General features: G+C 52.5%; 7 protein-coding genes. All 7 read right to left on the bottom strand.

What is annotated here, in order from left to right:
• Nucleotides 1-140 precede the first annotated feature (140 nt).
• On the bottom strand, nucleotides 141-1,373 hold the full coding sequence (locus tag EDM54_RS17070; RefSeq protein WP_003389545.1) for a M20 family metallopeptidase: 1,233 nt from the start codon (nucleotides 1,371-1,373) through the stop codon (nucleotides 141-143).
• 170 nt (nucleotides 1,374-1,543) lie between these two features.
• On the bottom strand, nucleotides 1,544-2,890 hold the full coding sequence (locus EDM54_RS17060; protein WP_122958505.1) for an MFS transporter: 1,347 nt from the start codon (nucleotides 2,888-2,890) through the stop codon (nucleotides 1,544-1,546).
• A gap of 515 nt (nucleotides 2,891-3,405) precedes the next feature.
• Entirely contained in the window at nucleotides 3,406-4,128 is a 723-nt protein-coding gene (locus tag EDM54_RS17055) for a thioesterase II family protein (RefSeq protein ID WP_238986187.1), read from the bottom strand.
• Complete coding sequence (locus EDM54_RS17050) at nucleotides 4,125-4,880, bottom strand: hypothetical protein (RefSeq protein ID WP_051925349.1); 756 nt, start codon at nucleotides 4,878-4,880, stop codon at nucleotides 4,125-4,127. Before EDM54_RS17050 ends, EDM54_RS17055 begins: the two co-directional genes overlap by 4 nt.
• Complete coding sequence (locus EDM54_RS17045) at nucleotides 4,855-5,907, bottom strand: cysteine synthase family protein (RefSeq protein WP_003389549.1); 1,053 nt, start codon at nucleotides 5,905-5,907, stop codon at nucleotides 4,855-4,857. The genes EDM54_RS17050 and EDM54_RS17045 overlap by 26 nt, the downstream gene beginning before the upstream one ends.
• On the bottom strand, nucleotides 5,885-6,835 hold the full coding sequence (locus tag EDM54_RS17040) for a GHMP family kinase ATP-binding protein (protein ID WP_031931897.1): 951 nt from the start codon (nucleotides 6,833-6,835) through the stop codon (nucleotides 5,885-5,887). Before EDM54_RS17040 ends, EDM54_RS17045 begins: the two co-directional genes overlap by 23 nt.
• A 178-nt stretch (nucleotides 6,836-7,013) precedes the next feature.
• A complete protein-coding gene (locus EDM54_RS17035; RefSeq protein WP_122958504.1) occupies nucleotides 7,014-17,543 on the bottom strand; it encodes a non-ribosomal peptide synthetase in 10,530 nt (3,509 codons plus the stop codon).
• Nucleotides 17,544-17,554 lie beyond the last annotated feature (11 nt).

The raw sequence follows: 17,554 nt of genomic DNA, 5'->3' as shown, positions 1-17,554 counted from the left end.
CTCCGGGATCGAGAAACAGCGCAGGAATACAAAATACCTCCCCCAACGATCACACTTCGGACCGTTGCGGGAGGAGGCACATCGCTTCTGTCCCACCATTATACAGAATAGAATAAATTTTTACAATTTTCATTCCTGCCTTATTGATCTTTGGAAATGCCCAGGTATGCGACCGCAAGTCCCATGTAAAAGCGGATCGCCTCCATGTATTTGTCTACCTCTATCCATTCGTCCGGCTGATGGGCCATCGTCGGTTCTCCGGGGCCGTAAATCAGGATCGGAATGTCCAGACGGGGTCCGTAGACAGATGCATCGGTGTAGTAATTGACGCCTCTGACAGTCGACTCCCGGCCCAAATACTGCTTGGCTGTATCCAATGAAAGCTTGATAAACGCATCCTCCGCAGCGGTTGTCACTGCCGGCAGATCGTTCACCGCACGGATGGCGAAACGGGCATTGGCCGGTTCGCATACCTGTTCCAAGAGCAAGTTGAGTCCATCGATGATCTCCGGATGGCTTTGTCCAGGAACGGTGCGGATATCCAGCATCATGGTGCACTGATCTGGCACGACATTTGTTTTTACGCCTCCCTGGATCACTCCGATATTCATCGTCGGTCCGCCCAGCAGCGGATGAGGCTGATAGCTGAAACGATAGCTGTTTAGCTTATGGATGAATCTCGCCATGGCCATGATCGCATTGACCCCCTGATCAGGCATGGAGCCGTGAGCTGTCTTGCCGTACGTCGCTACTTCCAGCCAAAGCGCTCCCTTGTGCGCGATGAACGGTTGATTGTTACTCGGCTCGGAGATCACCATCGCTGTCGCATCATCGATCTGCCCCCGACTTGCAACTGCCTTTGCCCCGAGGCAGTCGACCTCTTCTCCCACTGTCCCCGCAAAGCGCAAGGTTCCTCCGAGCCGAATTCCGGCACGATGCAAATACTCCATCGCAAGCACCATGGCCGCGACGCCGCCCTTCATGTCCGTGCTGCCTCGTCCGTACAGTCTGTTTCCAACCCGCACTCCCCCGAACGGCTCATGCTCCCACTCGATACTCCCGGTCGGAACCGTATCGAGGTGACCGCTGAGGACGAGCACCTTTTTTGACAGGGATGCATCCGCTTTATTCAAGACAGCCAGCAGATTGGCCCGCTGCGGTTCAACTTCATCCAGCTCTGCCTGTATGCCGGCGGCTGTCAGCCTGCGCCTGATCGCTTCGGCTACAGCCGTTTCGTTCCCCGGCGGATTTACACTGTTGATCGCAATCAATTGCTGCAAGAAAGCGACGGCATCCGCTTCGTCGATCAAGGAAAATGCCTGTTCCAACCCGCTCCCGCTTACGGTGTTCTCTCTTTCATTCCCTCTTTCCATTGCTTCCCATCCTCTCCGTTCTTTTTCTCTCTGAGCCTTGCAAGCCGCTCCTGTCGCCTCAAACCGCTATTACTGCCAAATCTACTATTCCAGTTCATTTGTTTCTTCCATATGGCTTGTTCTATGGCTTGTTCTGCAAAACTGCCTGCTTCCGCAAGCCGCCTGTACACTCAAACCGCCTGCTCCGCTTCTTTCCTCACTCCGGTCTCTGCCGCTTTCACCTTGGATTCTTTCAGGATCATAGCGCATACAGCAGCGACAGCGGCCGTCAGCGAAAAGAAGAGGAATACCCGGCTGAAATCCTGCGACCCGTCAGCCTGAACAACCACCAGATAGCCGGCGACAAGCGGCGAGACGAATGAGCCCATTTGTCCGATGCCGTTGGCAAGGCCGGTCGCTCCGCCGACCACCTCGGTCGGGTAGCGTTTTTGGATGTAGGCATAGATCGTGCCAAAGTTCAGGTTGACGAAAAAGCCAGCCAGCAGCAGCATCAGCAAAAGCAAGCCGGTCTGTCCCTTTTCTACGCTCCCCAGAAGGTACAGGACCGGAATGCAGCCGATGTAGGCGATCAGCGCGACAGGCTTCATCCGATGCATGACCTTGTCCATCAGCCAGCCCCCCAGCATCATCGCAAAAAAGGCGACGATATAAGGGGCCGAAGCAAAGAAGCCCATCTCTTTCAGATTCAGGCCATGCTGTTGAACAAGGAAGGTCGTGAGCCAGGTAGTCGTGCCCCAATAAACGGCGCATTGGCAAAACAACAAGACTGTGTAAACATAGAAATATCCATCCTGGAGAAAAATCCGGTTGCTTTTTTTATCCGCCTTTTTCTCAGCGGAAGCTTGCTCTTCCACGGAACTGGCTGAATTTGCATCCATGATATGGGCGTACTCCTCCTGGCTGAGTCTCCCCTTTTCCAGCATCTCCTTTGGCGTGTTGGTGATAAAGTACCACAAGGCCCATATGCCGATCAGACCGGGTATCGCAAGCAGATAAAAGACAGGGCGCCAGGAGCCGTCAAAAAAGTAGAACGAGATGCTTGTGATCAAAACCGGTACGATAGCGGGAGCGACAGCCCAGGAGGTGGCAAAAAAGGAGACGGAACGCCCGCGCTCCGCAATCGGAAACCAGTTGTTGATCGTCCGGCACGCCGGGGCAAAATGATGCCCTTCTCCCAGTCCAAGTCCGATCCGCAATGCCAGAAACTGACCAAAAGACTTCACGGCGCCAGTCAGTGCGGTCACAAGCGTGAAGACGATGATGGCGATATTCATGATTCTTTTCGGACCGAATTTGTCCGCCAAAAATCCTGCGGTCACCTGTGCCAGCGAATACGCAAAGAAAAAGACGGATGCGAGCTGCCCCAGCTCAACAGGTGTGAGATTCAAGTCCTTTTGAATGAAGGGCAAAAAGGTAAGTACCGCAAGCCGGTCAAAGTAGTTGATAATGTACAGCAGCCATAGCACGACCAAGACGATATGCCGGTATCCCCAGGCTTTTTTTACGATAGCGTTCATACACCTCTTCCTTTCAAAGTTATTTGATGAGGCATGCCGTACCCTGCAGCCGCTCTCATGAACGACCTCCCGCCCCCTTTCCCGATGACTTGTAAGCGCTATCAAAAATCATTTCATGCGAAGCTCATAACGCAAGGAGTGTGCCAACGATAGGCTCGGGGCAGCGTTTCGCCGGAAATGGATAAGAATATTCAGACTTCTGCTGTTTCAATATGCCAAGGCGGTCTTGCTTTTTATGTAAAAACGCATAATCCGAACGCGTCACCTCTTTTCAAGCGACGAACAAAAAGCGCATCACAACAGGATGCACTTGCGTTTATGCACATTTGCATATGAGTTTTGTATGTTTGCATAGCTTTTTCAAACTAGAAGCGGGCATAACTGTCCCGTCTCTTTGCACAACTATCCCGTCACTTTTTGTTTTCACACCTGATTGCATCACGGGCATAAAAAAAGCTGCCGAGACTCTCTCGACAGCCTGGGGCCACCAAATTGGCCCATTTTCCATTCGATTGTCAGTGCAGAGGAGATGTGGGGGTACCGAGATGCCGCACCATTTGCCGACATATTTCCTCCGCCTGGTCATGGATATAAAAATGATCTCCCTCAAACCAAGCAGCAGAATACTCCCTCGATGTAAATCGGCTCCATTCTTCGATTTGCCCCGCATCAATAAGCAGGTCCTGTTTTCCGTTGAAGATCATGAAAGGACAATCGAGAGGTGCATCCCATTTGAATTGGTAGGTCTCTACTAGCTTATAATCGGAGCGGATAATCGGCAAAAACAGTTCAAGCCATTCGCGGTTTTCCATTAATTCTGGCGGAGTCCCCCCCAATTTTAGGATCTCTTGCACCAGCTCTTGCTCAGACAAAACATGTCGTAAAAAATTGCTCTTCACATGCGGGGGATTTCTGCCGGATAAAAATAATGCAGCAGGCAAGGGGTGGTCTTGTTTCGCCAGCTCTCTGGCCAACTCCAGTGCGAGTAGATTTCCCATGCTGTGCCCGAAAATGGCGTATGAAGTGGATAATTCATGTGATGTGATATCTTCCAGTAAAACTGGGATCATATTCTGCACGGAATCAATAAGGGGCTCCTTATAGCGTTTTCCTCGGCCTGGCAGCTCCATGGGAATGAGTTCGACTTCCGCAGGCAGGTGTTTTTTCCAGCTCAAATATACAGATGCACTTCCCCCTGCGTAAGGAAGCATAAATAGTTTTCCCTTTCTCATCATCATCTCCAACTCGCTTCCACCTGTTCCTTCACGGTAACCACGATGTTGTCTACCGCTTCTTGTAAACGATACTCGGTCTGCGCATATGTACCGCCGGAAGCTATTACATACCCCAAGCGATGGTACGCATTTTGCGGTATATACACCCGATCTCCCGCTCTTGCGGAAATCGTCACATTCCGTATGCCTGGCATGCTGCGGACCTCCTCAACCCCTTCTACTTTTTGCAACGTACCTTCTTTGCCAGATAGCAGGAAACCGCTGCACAGCTTTACATCGTTTGAACCGCTGTCATCGGTAGGTTTTACTACACACGGCAGACCGATCGCCTTCACCGTTTCAGGGATTTCCTTGGCTGTACGAATAATCGCAAATCGCGGCTGAGCCACATTGGCTTTTGCCAATCGCAACCGGGTTTGCGCCTTGTTGCGACAAACAAGCATGGCTTCCGGCGGATTGCCGGGCAAACCGTACTCTTCTGCTAGCGTCGCAACCGTGACGAGGTAAAATTCGCTTGTCGTCATAATCCCGGCTATCTGGTCTGCGGGTAGCTCTTTTTTAATCGTGGTTCGCAATGCGTCCAAGGAATTGGTGTCACATACGAGAACCCTGCATCCCGTTTCCGCCAGACCCGCATACCTCTCCGGCTTGCTTGTTAAAAAAACGGGGGAAAAGCCCCGCTCTTGCGCCTTTTTCAGAGCAATCATGCCCGTACCTGTCGTATTTGACTCAACGAAGAGCAGGAGCTTTTTCACGTCTGTTCCCCCTTTTGACCGCTGCGTACGACCAGGAGGTCACCACGCTCTGATACGATACCTTGGCCGGTTGAGAAAGCGGTACGGATGAGTTGATGTCCTTATCCCGACGATATTGTTCATCGTAAATGGTTTGAAAGTAACGGTCTCCCCGATCGGGAAATATCCCCACGATGTTTGTTTCCGGCGATACTTGGCTGCTCAGCCAGCGGGCCACCGCATATACGGAACCAGAGCTGTTTCCGGCAAAGACCTTTTCGTGTTTGGCCAGCTCCAGCGTCGCAGTGAAGGCCTGCTCGTCGCTGAGCCAGTGAACTTCGTCAACCAGTTCGTGATTAACATTGGGCGCCACCAGACTGTTGCCCAATCCGCTCTGCAGCCGCTTCGGATTATCCGGCTGACCGAAAATGACGCTGCCGACGGAATCGACGGCCACTACCCGCAGTTCCGGATTGTACTTGAGCAGCTCTTGGGCAGTTCCGCACAAGGAACCGCCGCTGCCAACGGAGGCGACGAGAATGTCCACTCTGCCAATGTCATCAAGCAATTCCTTCGCCAATGCCGCGTACGCCAGCGGATTGTTGGGATTTTCGTACTGGCGGGGCCAAAAGGCTCCCGGATATTGTTCCAACAGGTCATGCAGCCGTTCCAGGCGGGCACTTTGCCAACCCCGGCCGGTCATCTTTTCCACAACATGAATCTGGCATCCGAGCGATTCCAGTTTTCGAAGGGTGATCAAATCGATTCGCGGATCGGTCACGATATGAACGGGGTGTCCCAGATACGTTCCTACGAGAGCGACACCCAAGGCCATTGTTCCGGAGGAGCTTTCAATAATCGGAGCCCCGTCAGGCAGAATTCCGTCCCGTTTTGCCTCCAAAATAATCTTTTTTGCCACCCGGTCCTTCATCCCGAACAGATTCATCATTTCCAGCTTTGCGTATACCGGGCCTATCGCATTTTCGTCCAGGCGAAGTTTCACTAACGGCGTTTGTCCGATAGCATCAATAATCGTTGAACGCAGCATGATTGTCCCATCCTTCCTTATAAGACCACGACTGATAAAACATCACTTCGCCGGCCACTTTCTCCAGAAGTGCGCCGGCCGCTGTCAATTGCTCCTGATAGCGGCTGCTCTCAGGTGACAGCAGAAGTCCGAGGCAGGTACCACTATGCGCTACACAAACGCCAAGCGCATCGATTTCTTCGCAGATGCTCAGCATGGCATCAAGCGTCCTCTTGGGCCGAAGTTTCTGGTTAAGAAGCGCACTTTCTGTCGATACTTTCCCCACGGAAGCCAGATCATTTTGCCGAATGGCGATGGTGATGGTATCCAGAAGGCTTTGATACTTCTGTCTTTCTGCTGCTGTAAACGGTTTTGGCAGCTTGTTAAACTCAACGGTATCCACTTCGCCCCCCTCGTCAATGCTGACGATGGTAAGCGGCGAAAGCTCACCGATTGACTCGCGAAGCTGTACCCTCCGGTGGTAAAAGGAAACCACTCCCGGATACATCACACCGTCGGTGGGTTCGATCTGCCGAATGAGCATTTCGAGGAGTGTCACAGGCAGATGGAGGGAATAGCAGTCGGTTATCGCTCTGGCCGTCGCCACCAGATCAGCAGAAGAGCTGGCCAATCCTTTGCCGACGGGAATGTTGCCGGAGATTTTTAATGTGGCTCCCTTTGGCAATGAAAAATGGTCCAGAATAATCTCTGCCAGTCTGCGTGATTTCTGCTTGTGTGACGGATAAACAGATACGGTGTCGCTTTCCGGCTCGGGAACAAACAATGCATGGGCATAACGATTGATCGGAAAGGTAACGAGAAAATCTGAATTGTCTTCCTCCAAAACGCCCTGCAATAACTCGCCGAACGTACCATATGAACTGCCTCTCCCTAACATCTTGGGTTCCAGTGAATGTTTGACTGGATTGCTTTGCGTGTAAAAACTCATATGGACGATTTACCCCCCCACCGAAATTAGCAAGGCTTCTACCTGTTTATACCTGGACTGTATTCGTAATTTTCGTTCCAACCATCCGATTCTTCCGGTGGACGTCATCTCTTCTGAAAGATCTTGCTTCATCGTGCACTTACCTCCTCCCGACGAGGGAAAGAATGGACAACGGCGATCACCTGTTCATTGGCAGCCAGTTCCGATCATGGATTCTCCGCATTGTAGTTGCAATGGATTGGGCAATCTGTTCAACGCCGGGCGATTGCAGGATGGTGAAATGATTGCCGGGGAGTTCGTGAATCTCTATTTCACCGTTTGTCACCTCTTCCCACCCGTTCGACGGGCTGCTGTAAATACCGGTGACTCCCTCATCCCGGTCGCCTGATGTAAAGAGAATGATAGGCTGCCCGGAAGACTTCGGCACGTAGTGGCGGTAGGCCGTCCAGTTGGCTTGGAATACTCGAAAAAGTCTCGCGAACTCTTCAAATGATGTGCTTTGTCCCAGCAGTTCCTGTTCAATCAGGGTGTTCATCAACGTATGGATCGCCTGTTCTATCGGAATATCGCGCAACGATTGGAACCAGCCGGGGATCTCTTTTGCTGTTATGCCCAGCAAATCTTGGACAAACATTGCAAGCACGGTAACCTGATCATGTACAGCGTCTTTGCGGTATGCTTGGGCAAAGCTGTCCATCAAGATCAAGGCAGCGATTTGTTCTCCCGCCTCCCGCAGTTGATACGCCATCTCATACGCAACAATTCCTCCAAATGACCAGCCTGCGAGAACGTACGGCCCGCTTTTTTGAACCGATCGAATCTGTTCCAGATAATGGATCGCCATCTCTTCCACACTGCTTAACGGCTCCTGATCATCTGCAAGGCCCCTGGACTGTAATCCGTAAAACGGCTGTTCACTGCCTAGCAAACCGGATAAACGCTGATAGCAGAAGACACCTCCGCCAATCGGATGGACGCAGAAGAAAGGCAGATGCGAACCGTTGGGCTGTATGGTAACAAGCGAAGAATGGCCTATTTCTGTTTTTGACTGGCTGATCATTTGCGCCAGGTGGGCGATCGTAGGATCTTTAAAAAGAACGGACAACGGGACGTTCTGATGGAACTCCTCCTTTATTCGCGCAAACAACCTGACCGCCAATAACGAATGGCCTCCCAGGCGGAAGAAGTTGTCGTACACGCCAATCGGGCTTACCGACAGCAGCTCTTCCCAGATCGTGACCAGTTTTGCTTCCACCGGATTTCGTGGAGCCATGTAGCTGCTCTCCAGCTCCGTCCCGCTTCTTTCCGGTAAAGGCAAGGCATTCCGATCAACTTTTCCGTTGCTCGTCAATGGCAATTCATCCAGCGTGACAAAATGGGAGGGAACCATGTACACAGGCAGTTTTTCCTGTAAATACGCCCGCAGTTCCACATGGGCAGATCGGGTGTCCGGGTTCATCACCACGTAGGCAACCAAGCTTTTCTCTCCGCTGCCGTCAGCCATCACGGCAATGACGTTGTCTTTTACAGCGGGATGCTGACTCAGCACCCCTTCAATTTCTCCGAGTTCTATCCGATATCCGCGCACTTTCACCTGGTGGTCCGTACGCCCCAAATATTCCAGAGTGCCATCCGGCAGATAGCGAGCCAAGTCCCCTGTCTTGTAAAGACGCGAACCTTGTTCTGGGTAGAACGGGTCCTCGATGAATCGCTCAGCCGTCAACTCGGGGCGATTGAGGTACCCACGTGCCACGCCCGCTCCACCGATATAAATTTCTCCTGGAACGCCAATGGGTACGGGCTGCATGTTTGAATCCAACAAATACACGCGCATGTTGTCGATCGGACGACCGATCGGAACCGATTCGGTAGCCGCCATATTCTCCGGTATTTGATAAACGATACAACCTACTACGGTTTCTGTCGGACCGTATTCGTTAAACAGTGCGGTCCCCGGGGCATGCCTGCGCCACAAGGCAACTGTCTCTGCCAATAAGTTCTCTCCCCCGATGACGAGCGATCTGGTGCATGTTTTTACATGGTCAGGCGATAGCTGTTGATTGAGGAGCTGAATATGAGCCGGTGTGATTTTCACCAAACTGAAGTTTTCCGATTCCTTCAGGAGATTCCCTAATCCCTCAACTCCCGCCGTCTCGGGGAGCATCATCACGGTTCTTCCCGCGATCAGTGGCACAAACATGCTCGTGATGGTCAAATCGAAGGCAACGGACGAGTGAACAGGAGCACCCGTGCCCTCTTCTGCCGGATATGCCTTTTTGCACCAGTGCAAATAATTGACCAGTCCCCGATGAATGATTAGGGCTCCCTTCGGCGTTCCCGTTGAACCCGAAGTATAAATTACATAGGCCAGATTTTCCGGCGTTGCGATGCAAACCGGGTTGCTGTCGCTCTCTTGCTGCACGATGTCCCAATCCGCATCCAGATTGATCACGGTTGTTTCTCCCGGCTCCAGAACGCTGCACAACCGCTCTTGTGTCAACAACAGCGACGGTTTCGCATCGCTCACGATAAACGAGATTCTCTCCTTCGGATACCCCGGATCAATCGGTACATAGGCGCCTCCCGCCTTGTGAATGCCAAGGATGGCCAAGACCAGCTCCGCGGAGCGTTCCAGGCAGATCCCAACGAGCTGCTCCGGTCCAACACCGTTTTTTTGCAAATAGCGGGCTAGCATATTGGCCCGCCGATTCAATTCCCTGTACGTCCACCGCACATCTCCGCAGACGACTGCTACCTCGTCGGGCGTCTTTTCCACCTGTTCTTCAAACAGCTGGTGAAAACACATGTCTTCCGGATACTCCGCCTTTGTATCGTTCCACTCAACCAACAGCTGATGACGCTCTGTCGCGGTCAAAAGCGGCAATTTGGAAATCTGGCAGCCAGGTTCCATAGCAATGCCTTCCAACAGTGTTTGGTAGTGGCCAATCATGCGTTGAATCGTGCTTGCGTCAAAGAGATCGGTATTGTATTCGAAGCTGCCGGTCAACCCTTGATCCGTCTGTTCCATGAACAAGGTGATGTCAAACTTGCTGACCCGCGTCTCCGCCTGAACAGGAACAAACGCAAGGTTTGGTAGGACGACATCCGTCTTCGGCGTGTTCCGCAGCACAAACATCACCTGGAACAGAGGCGAGTGGCTCAAAGTACGCTCCGGTTGGAGCTCCTCCACCAGTTTCTCAAACGGCAATTCTTGATTGGCGTAGGCATCGATGGACGTTTGTTTGACTTGGGCCAGCAACTGTGTGAAGGACAATTCATGGGACAAATCCGATCGCAATACAAGCGTATTGGCAAAAAATCCGATAACACTCTCGCAATCGCGATTCATCCTGTTGGCAATTGGCGTCCCTACCAGGATGTCATGCTGGCCCGAGTAACGATAGAGCAGCGTCTTGAATGCCGCCAACAGTGTCATGAACAGAGTCGCACCTTCCCGTTGGCTGATCGCACTGAGTGTATCCGTGAACTCTTTTGACAATGTAAATGATTCAGATGCCCCCCGGAACGTCTGAACCGCCGGCCGCGGCCGATCTGTCGGGAGCTGCAGGACCGGAAGATGCCCGCCCAGCTTGCCTTTCCAGTAGTGGAGCTGCCGTTTGCGTTCTTCGCTTTGCAGCCAATCCCGCTGCCATTCGGAATAATCGGCGTATTGCATCGTCATCTCGGGAAGAGCATGTTTTTTGCGCGTTACGCAAGATTCGTACAGTGCACCGAATTCACGGAAAAGGATGTCGATGGACCAGCCGTCGGAAATGATATGGTGCAAGGCAAACAACAGCACGTATTCCCGATCCTCTAGCTGGAGCAGTCGAAACCGTGCCAGCGGCCCGGCAGCCAGGTCAAATGGACGTTCCGCTTCCTCACTGGCCAGCCGCTCCACTTCCCTATTTCGCAACTCCTCCGGAAGGTTTCGCAAATCGGAAAATGGTACAGAAATATTCATCGTGGGATGAATCTTCTGCATCGGGTGACCATCTGCCTCGACAAATGTCGTCCGCAGCGCTTCATGACGTTGAACAATTTCCCCAAAGGCCCGTTGCAATGCAAAAATGTCAAGCTGCCCACTCAGCCGAATCGCCCCTGGAATGTGATAAACGCCGGTTCCCGGTTCCATCTGTTCAAAAAACCATACCCTCTCCTGGGTAAAGGAAAGCGGGGCCAGTTCCCTTGCGGGTGAGTGCAGCGGCCTCAGTGGAATCCGTCGATCTGAACGATCACGGTTATCGACAAGGGCAGCGAGATGTTCGATGATGGGTTGTTCAAAAAACGTTCGCAGAGAGACCTCAACCCCAAAATGGGAGGATATCCGCGAAATGACTTGCGTCGCCAAAAGGGAGTGGCCGCCGATTTCAAAGAAATTGTCATGAACCCCTATTCGTTGGACGCCCAGCACTTCCGACCAAATCTCCGCCAGGGACTGTTCGGCAGGTGTACGCGGACCAACCCATTCCCGATCCCGTGCGAATTGTGATTCATCAGGGGCCGGCAGTGATTTTCTGTCCACTTTGCCGTTTGACGTTAGCGGAAAAGCGTCCAGTAGAACAAACAAGGAAGGAATCATATGTTCAGGCACTCTGCTCTGGAGATAGGCACGCAGTTCGCCAACGCCCGGCTTTGGTTCTTGCGGAATAGCCAAATAAGCCACCAGTCGCTTATCGGCATTCTCTCCCTGCCATACCTGGACGACACTCTCCTGCACAGCGGGGTGTTGATCCAAGACAGCTTCTATTTCTCCCAATTCAATTCGGAACCCCCGAATTTTCACTTGCTGGTCTGCCCGCCCGAGAAATTCGATGTTTCCGTCCGGGCGATAGCAAGCAAGATCGCCCGTTTTGTATAAACGGGTATCCATATTTGCATCGAACGAATGGGAAACAAATCGCTCTGAGGTAAGCTCCGGTTGATTGAGGTACCCTTTGGCCAAGCCGTCTCCGCCGATGTAGAGCTCGCCTGTTACTCCCACCGGAACCGGCTGAAGATACGAATCCAAAATGTATACGCGCGTATTGGCGATCGGCCTTCCAATCGAAACCGATCCTTGAACCAAACTCCCGTCTGTCACTGGATAGCAGCAGGTAAACGTCGTGTTTTCCGTAGGTCCATATCCATTGATCAGCTTAATGCCGGGCAGGTGTTCCAGTACCTTTTTCACGTGAGAGACGGACAAGACGTCTCCTCCGGCCAACAGTTGTTTTACATGGATGAGATCATCCAGACGCTGGTCAACCATCTGGTGAAACAGCCCCGCCGTCAGCCATAAGGTCGTAACCCGATGCTCCCGCAGCGTTTTTCCTAATTCCTCCAGAGACGCTTTGCTGCCTGGGTACAGGACCAGGCGGGCGCCGTTCAAGAGACTGCCCCAGATTTCAAACGTGGACGCATCAAATGAAACGGGAGAAAATTGCAGAAAGACTTCTTCCGGCGAAAAAGAGGCATAGCCGTTCCCCTTCACCAAGCGAATGACTCCGCGATGAGGGATGCAAACTCCTTTCGGTTTGCCCGTAGAGCCCGACGTATACATGACGTAGGCTAGATCGTCAGCAGTTGTGCCGGTATCGATGTCTCCCTCTCTTTCGCTGGCAATCTGCTGCCTGTCTCGATCAAGGTCAATCACGCGAAGATGCTGCCAAGGCAGAACATCCTCCCTTTTCCCACCCGTGATCAAAACGGATGCGCGTGCGTCCTCCAGCATGTAGGCCAGGCGTTCTTTCGGATAAGTAGGGTCTAGCGGCAAGAAAGCTGCTCCCGCTTTGAGAATAGCCAAAAATGCGACGATCAGATCGATGGAACGATCCATGCAGACCGCGACCAACTCTCCCCTTGTGACACCCAGCTTCACGAGGTGGCGGGCGAGTTGATTGGCACGGCGGTTTATCTCATCATAAGTTACTTGTTCTGTTTGACAGACAAGTGCGATTGCGTCAGGAGCCTTGGCAACCTGCTCGGCAAATACCTGCTGGATCGAACTAAGAGATGGATAGTCCGTCTGTGTCTGATTCCACTCCATTAACAATTGGTGGCGTTCCTTGTCTGTAAGCAGCGGCAGCTCGTGAAGCTTGTAGTCCGGATTTTGGACAATAGACCCGAGCAGCGTTTCAAAATGTCCAATCAAGCGAGCAATTGTATCTGGGTTGAACAGGTCAGTGTTGTATTCGAGATAGCCGATCAGTTCATCACCTGATTCCCGCATGGAGAGGGTCAGGTCAAATTTTGCAGTTCCGCTTTCAGCATCTAGTTGCTCCATTGTCAGTCCCGGCAATGCCAAGTCTGATGCAAGCGTATTTTGCAATACGAACAGCACCTGAAACAGCGGGGAGGCACTCCTGTTTCGTTGCGGTACGAGCTCCGCTACCAACCGCTCGAACGGGAGGTCCTGGTGGGCGAAAGCACCGACGGCTGCCTCACGCACCTGGTCCAGGTATTCACGGAACGATATCACACTGTTTGGCTGACTGCGAATCACCAGTGTATTGACAAAAAAACCAATCATCCCTTCCAACTCGCTCCGATTCCGGTTTGCGATCGGAGAACCCACTGCAATGTCTTCCTGCCCGCTGTAGCGGTGCAGCAACGTTTTAAAACCGGCAAGAAGGGTCATGTACAAGGTCGCTCCGGACTGGACAGACAGTGTCTTGAGTGCATCGGTCAGTTGTTTTCCCAAAACGAAGCGCTGGGCGTCTCCGTTAAATGTTTGCGATGCCGGGCGAGGCCGGTCGGTCGGAAGCTGCAGGACGGGAGGCTCCTGTTGGAAGACTCCTTTCCAATAGGCAAGTTGTTTTTCCAATTCTTCTCCCTGCAGATACTGCCGCTGCCAATAGGCAAAATCGGCGTAGTGCAGATCGAGGTCCGGCAGCGGTGAAGAGGCCTGATTGCAAAACGCGTCATAGAGTACCGCCATTTCACGAATGAATACACCGAGAGACCACCCGTCGGAAATGATGTGATGCATGGTGATCAGCAGAACGTGCTCGGTCTCCCCCAGCTTTGCAAGAGTGGTACGAAGCAGTGGCCCCTGCGTGATGTCAAATGGCAGCGCCGCTTCTGTTTTGATCAGCTCACGCAAGGCACTCTCCCGACGGTCGGCCGGAAGCTGTTGCAAGTCGACTGTCACCAATGGAATTTTCATTTCCCGGAGGACGGTTTGAATCGGTCTGCCATTTGATGCCGAAAAAACGGTACGAAGTGATTCATGTCTGCGCACGATTTCTGCAAAGCTGCGCTCCAATGCATGAACATCGAGCACACCAACCAAGCGAATTGCTCCCGGAATGTTGTACGTGGCCGTCCCCGGCTCAAACTGCTCAAAAAACCATAGCCTCTCCTGGGCAAACGAAAGCGGCATTTCCTGTTCACGCGGCGCCGGCTGGATCGGGGGTGCATCATTTTCCTGCCGTTTTTGCCGGGCGTGGGCAATGGACTCAGCCAAGGCGCGGACGGTAGGAGCTTCAAACAATGTCTTCAGCGGAATATCCATCCGGAATGCATGGTTTAGTCTTGAGATCACTTGTGTGGCGAGCAGCGAGTGACCGCCCAATTCAAAAAAGTTATCGCCAAGACCGATCGGCTCTGTACGCAGCACTTCGCTCCAGATCTTGGCCACGCATGCTTCTTCCGGTGTCGAAGGGGGTACGTACTCTCGCTCCATGCTCCTATTTGCGTAATCAGGAACAGGCAGTGCACGCCGGTCGATCTTTCCGTTTGGCGACAGTGGAAGAGCCTCCAACTGCACATAAGTGCCGGGAATCATGTATTCCGGCAGCCGCTTTTGCAGAAATCCGCGAAGTTCCTTGGTGGAATAGGAAGCACCTGCTTCGGTCACGACATAAGCGACCAGACGCCTGTCGCCTGGAACATCCTCTCGTACAACCACGGCTGTCTCCCTGATCTGCGGATGCTGTCCAAGCGTTGCTTCAATTTCTCCCAGCTCAATTCGGAAGCCGCGCACCTTTACCTGGTGATCGATCCGGCCGATATACTCAATCGTCCCATCCGGCAAAAAGCGGGCTACATCGCCTGTGCGATACAAGCGCTCCGTCTGATCGGTAGAAAACGGGTGTGGAACAAATTTTTCAAGGGTTAGATCGGGTCTGTTCAAATAGCCACGGGCGAGTGCCGTGCCACCGATATACAGCTCTCCCTGCACGCCAATCGGCACAGGCTGCAGATGCTGGTCGAGCAGGTAAATTTGTACGTTGTCAATCGGCCGTCCAATTGGCGGCAGGACAGGCCACTCCTCCGGTTCTCCCTGCAAGGTGTAGCTGGTTACCACATGGCTTTCCGATGGTCCGTAGTGGTTGTACAAACGGCACCCTTTCATTTTTCCAAGCCAGCCGCTAATATGCCGGGAGATTTGCAATTGCTCGCCAGCGGTGATGATTTCGCGGAGCCGCTCAGGTACCGTCTCTCGGACATTGGCCGACTCTGCCAGTTGTTGCAGTGCGACAAAGGGAAGAAACAGCCGCTCCACTTTCTGCCCGGATAAAAACTTCAACAGCTTTACCGGATCCTGCCGCACTTCTTCCGACATCAGAAGGGTGCCGCCCGAGCATAACGTTGAGAAGATTTCCTGAAAAGAGACGTCAAAACTGAGGGGAGCAAACTGCAGCGTTCTGGCCGGCTTCGGGTCTTGGAACGATTTCATCTGCCACAACAACAGGTTGACGAGCGGTTTATGTGCCATCATCACACCTTTTGGCTTGCCGGTCGAACCCGATGTGTAAATCACATAAGCCAGGTTTTCAGGCTTCACCAAGCAGTGCGGATTGGAATCACTCTGTTGTGCGATTGCTGCCCAGTCCGTATCGATGAGAACGCATTGGCCGTCATAGGCCGGCAGCTCATGCGCAATTCTGTGTTGCGAGATGAGGATAGACACCCGGCTGTCTTCCAGCATGTAGGCAATTCGGTCAGCGGGATAGGCAGGGTCGATCGGGACATAGGCTCCCCCGGCCTTCAGCACCGCAAGCACGGCCACAACCGTATCGACTGAGCGATTCAAGCATATCCCTACGAGTGAATCCGGCCGAACACCCGACTTTTGCAGGTAATGGGCCAGTTGATTGGCACGCTGGTTCACCTCGTCGTAGGTGAGCTGTCTCGTTTCGTCCTCCACGGCAATCGCATCTGGCGTTTTCACCGCCTGCCGCTCAACCATTTCATGGGTGCACCCCGGATCTTGTAGCTCTCGGTTCTCTGTCCGATTCCACTCCTCCAGCACTGTTCGCCGCTCTGAATCCGGCAGGATGCCCAACTGGGATAACGTTTGCTCCGGGTTGCTTGCGATACTTATCAGCAGTGTTTCAAAATGACGGATCATTCGCTCAATGGTCTTCTTTTCAAACAAGTCGACATTGTATTCAACTGATCCGTTCAATCCGTTTGCTGTTTCTGTAAAGGAAAAAGTCAAATCGAACTTCGTCGTTCCGCTATCCAGAATGAAGTGTTCCACGTCAAGCTCGGGCAGCTTCATCTCGGACATCGGCGCGTTTTGCAAGATGAACATCACTTGAAACAAGGGAGAATGACTCAAAAGGCGGCTGGGTAAAATGTCCGCTACCAGCTTCTCAAACGGCACGTCCTGATGGGCATACGCTTCCAGAGCGACGTCGCGTATCTGGGCAAGGTATTCGCGAAAGGTTGCTGTTCCGGACGGTTGACTCCGCATGACAAGCGTGTTTACAAAAAAGCCGATCAATCCTTCGATGTCACTCCTGTTTCGATTGGCGATCGGAGTGCCGACCAGGATGTCGTCCTGTTGCGTATAGCGGAATAACAAAGTCTTAAACGCCGCGAGCAATGTCATAAACAACGTCGTCCCCGACTGCGCGCTTATATCCCGGAGAGAGTGGGCAAGCTCGTGCGACAGGGAAAAGCGTTCAACAGCACCTCGAAACGTCTGTATGGTCGGGCGTGGTCTGTCTGTCGGAAGTTGCAAAACGGGCAAGCTTCCCGACAGTTTTTGTTTCCAGAAATCCAATTGTCTTTGAAATTCCTGCCTGTTTGCCCACTCCCGTTGCCAATGGGCGAAGTCGGCATATTGAATCGGCAAAGGTGTTAAAGGTGAAGCCTGCTCATGATAAAAGGCAGTGTAGAGCTGCATCATCTCATGAACGAGAACACCCAGAGACCACCCGTCTGCAGCGATATGATGAATGGTAACAAGCAGAATGTGCTCCGTCTCATGAAGGCGCAGAAGGGTCGTTCGCAGCATGGAATCTTCCGTCAGGTGAAAGCACTTTTGCGCTTCCTCCCGAGCCAGCCGCTGTACTTCTGCTTCTTTTTCCTGTTCGGACAAGGCTCCAAGGGATTTCACCGGTATCTTCACCGGAACAGGCGGATTGATCACCTGTATCGGCTCTCCATCCACAACGGAATAAGTCGTCCGCAATACCTCATGACGATCAAGAATCTCCTGAAAGCATCGCTCCAGAATCGGTATCCAAAGGTTGCCTGTCAGACGGATCGCGTAGCAAAGATTATAGACTGGACTTTCCGGTTCATATTGATCCAGAAACCACAGCCGCTGCTGGGCAAATGATAGCGGAATGGCGTTTTCCTGCGGGCGAACAGGAATTCGTTCGCCCGCAGAATTTTCACGTCGTTTGCTTTCCAACATTTTTTCGAGTAGAGCTCGTTTAGCTGGGGATAGTTCAGCCAAGCGATCATTGCCTTTTGATTCCAAACGCATCCTGGCACCTC

The organism is Brevibacillus borstelensis, from assembly GCF_003710865.1.
GTDB classification, from domain to species: domain Bacteria; phylum Bacillota; class Bacilli; order Brevibacillales; family Brevibacillaceae; genus Brevibacillus; species Brevibacillus borstelensis.
This window is presented reverse-complemented; position numbering and strand designations above follow the sequence as displayed.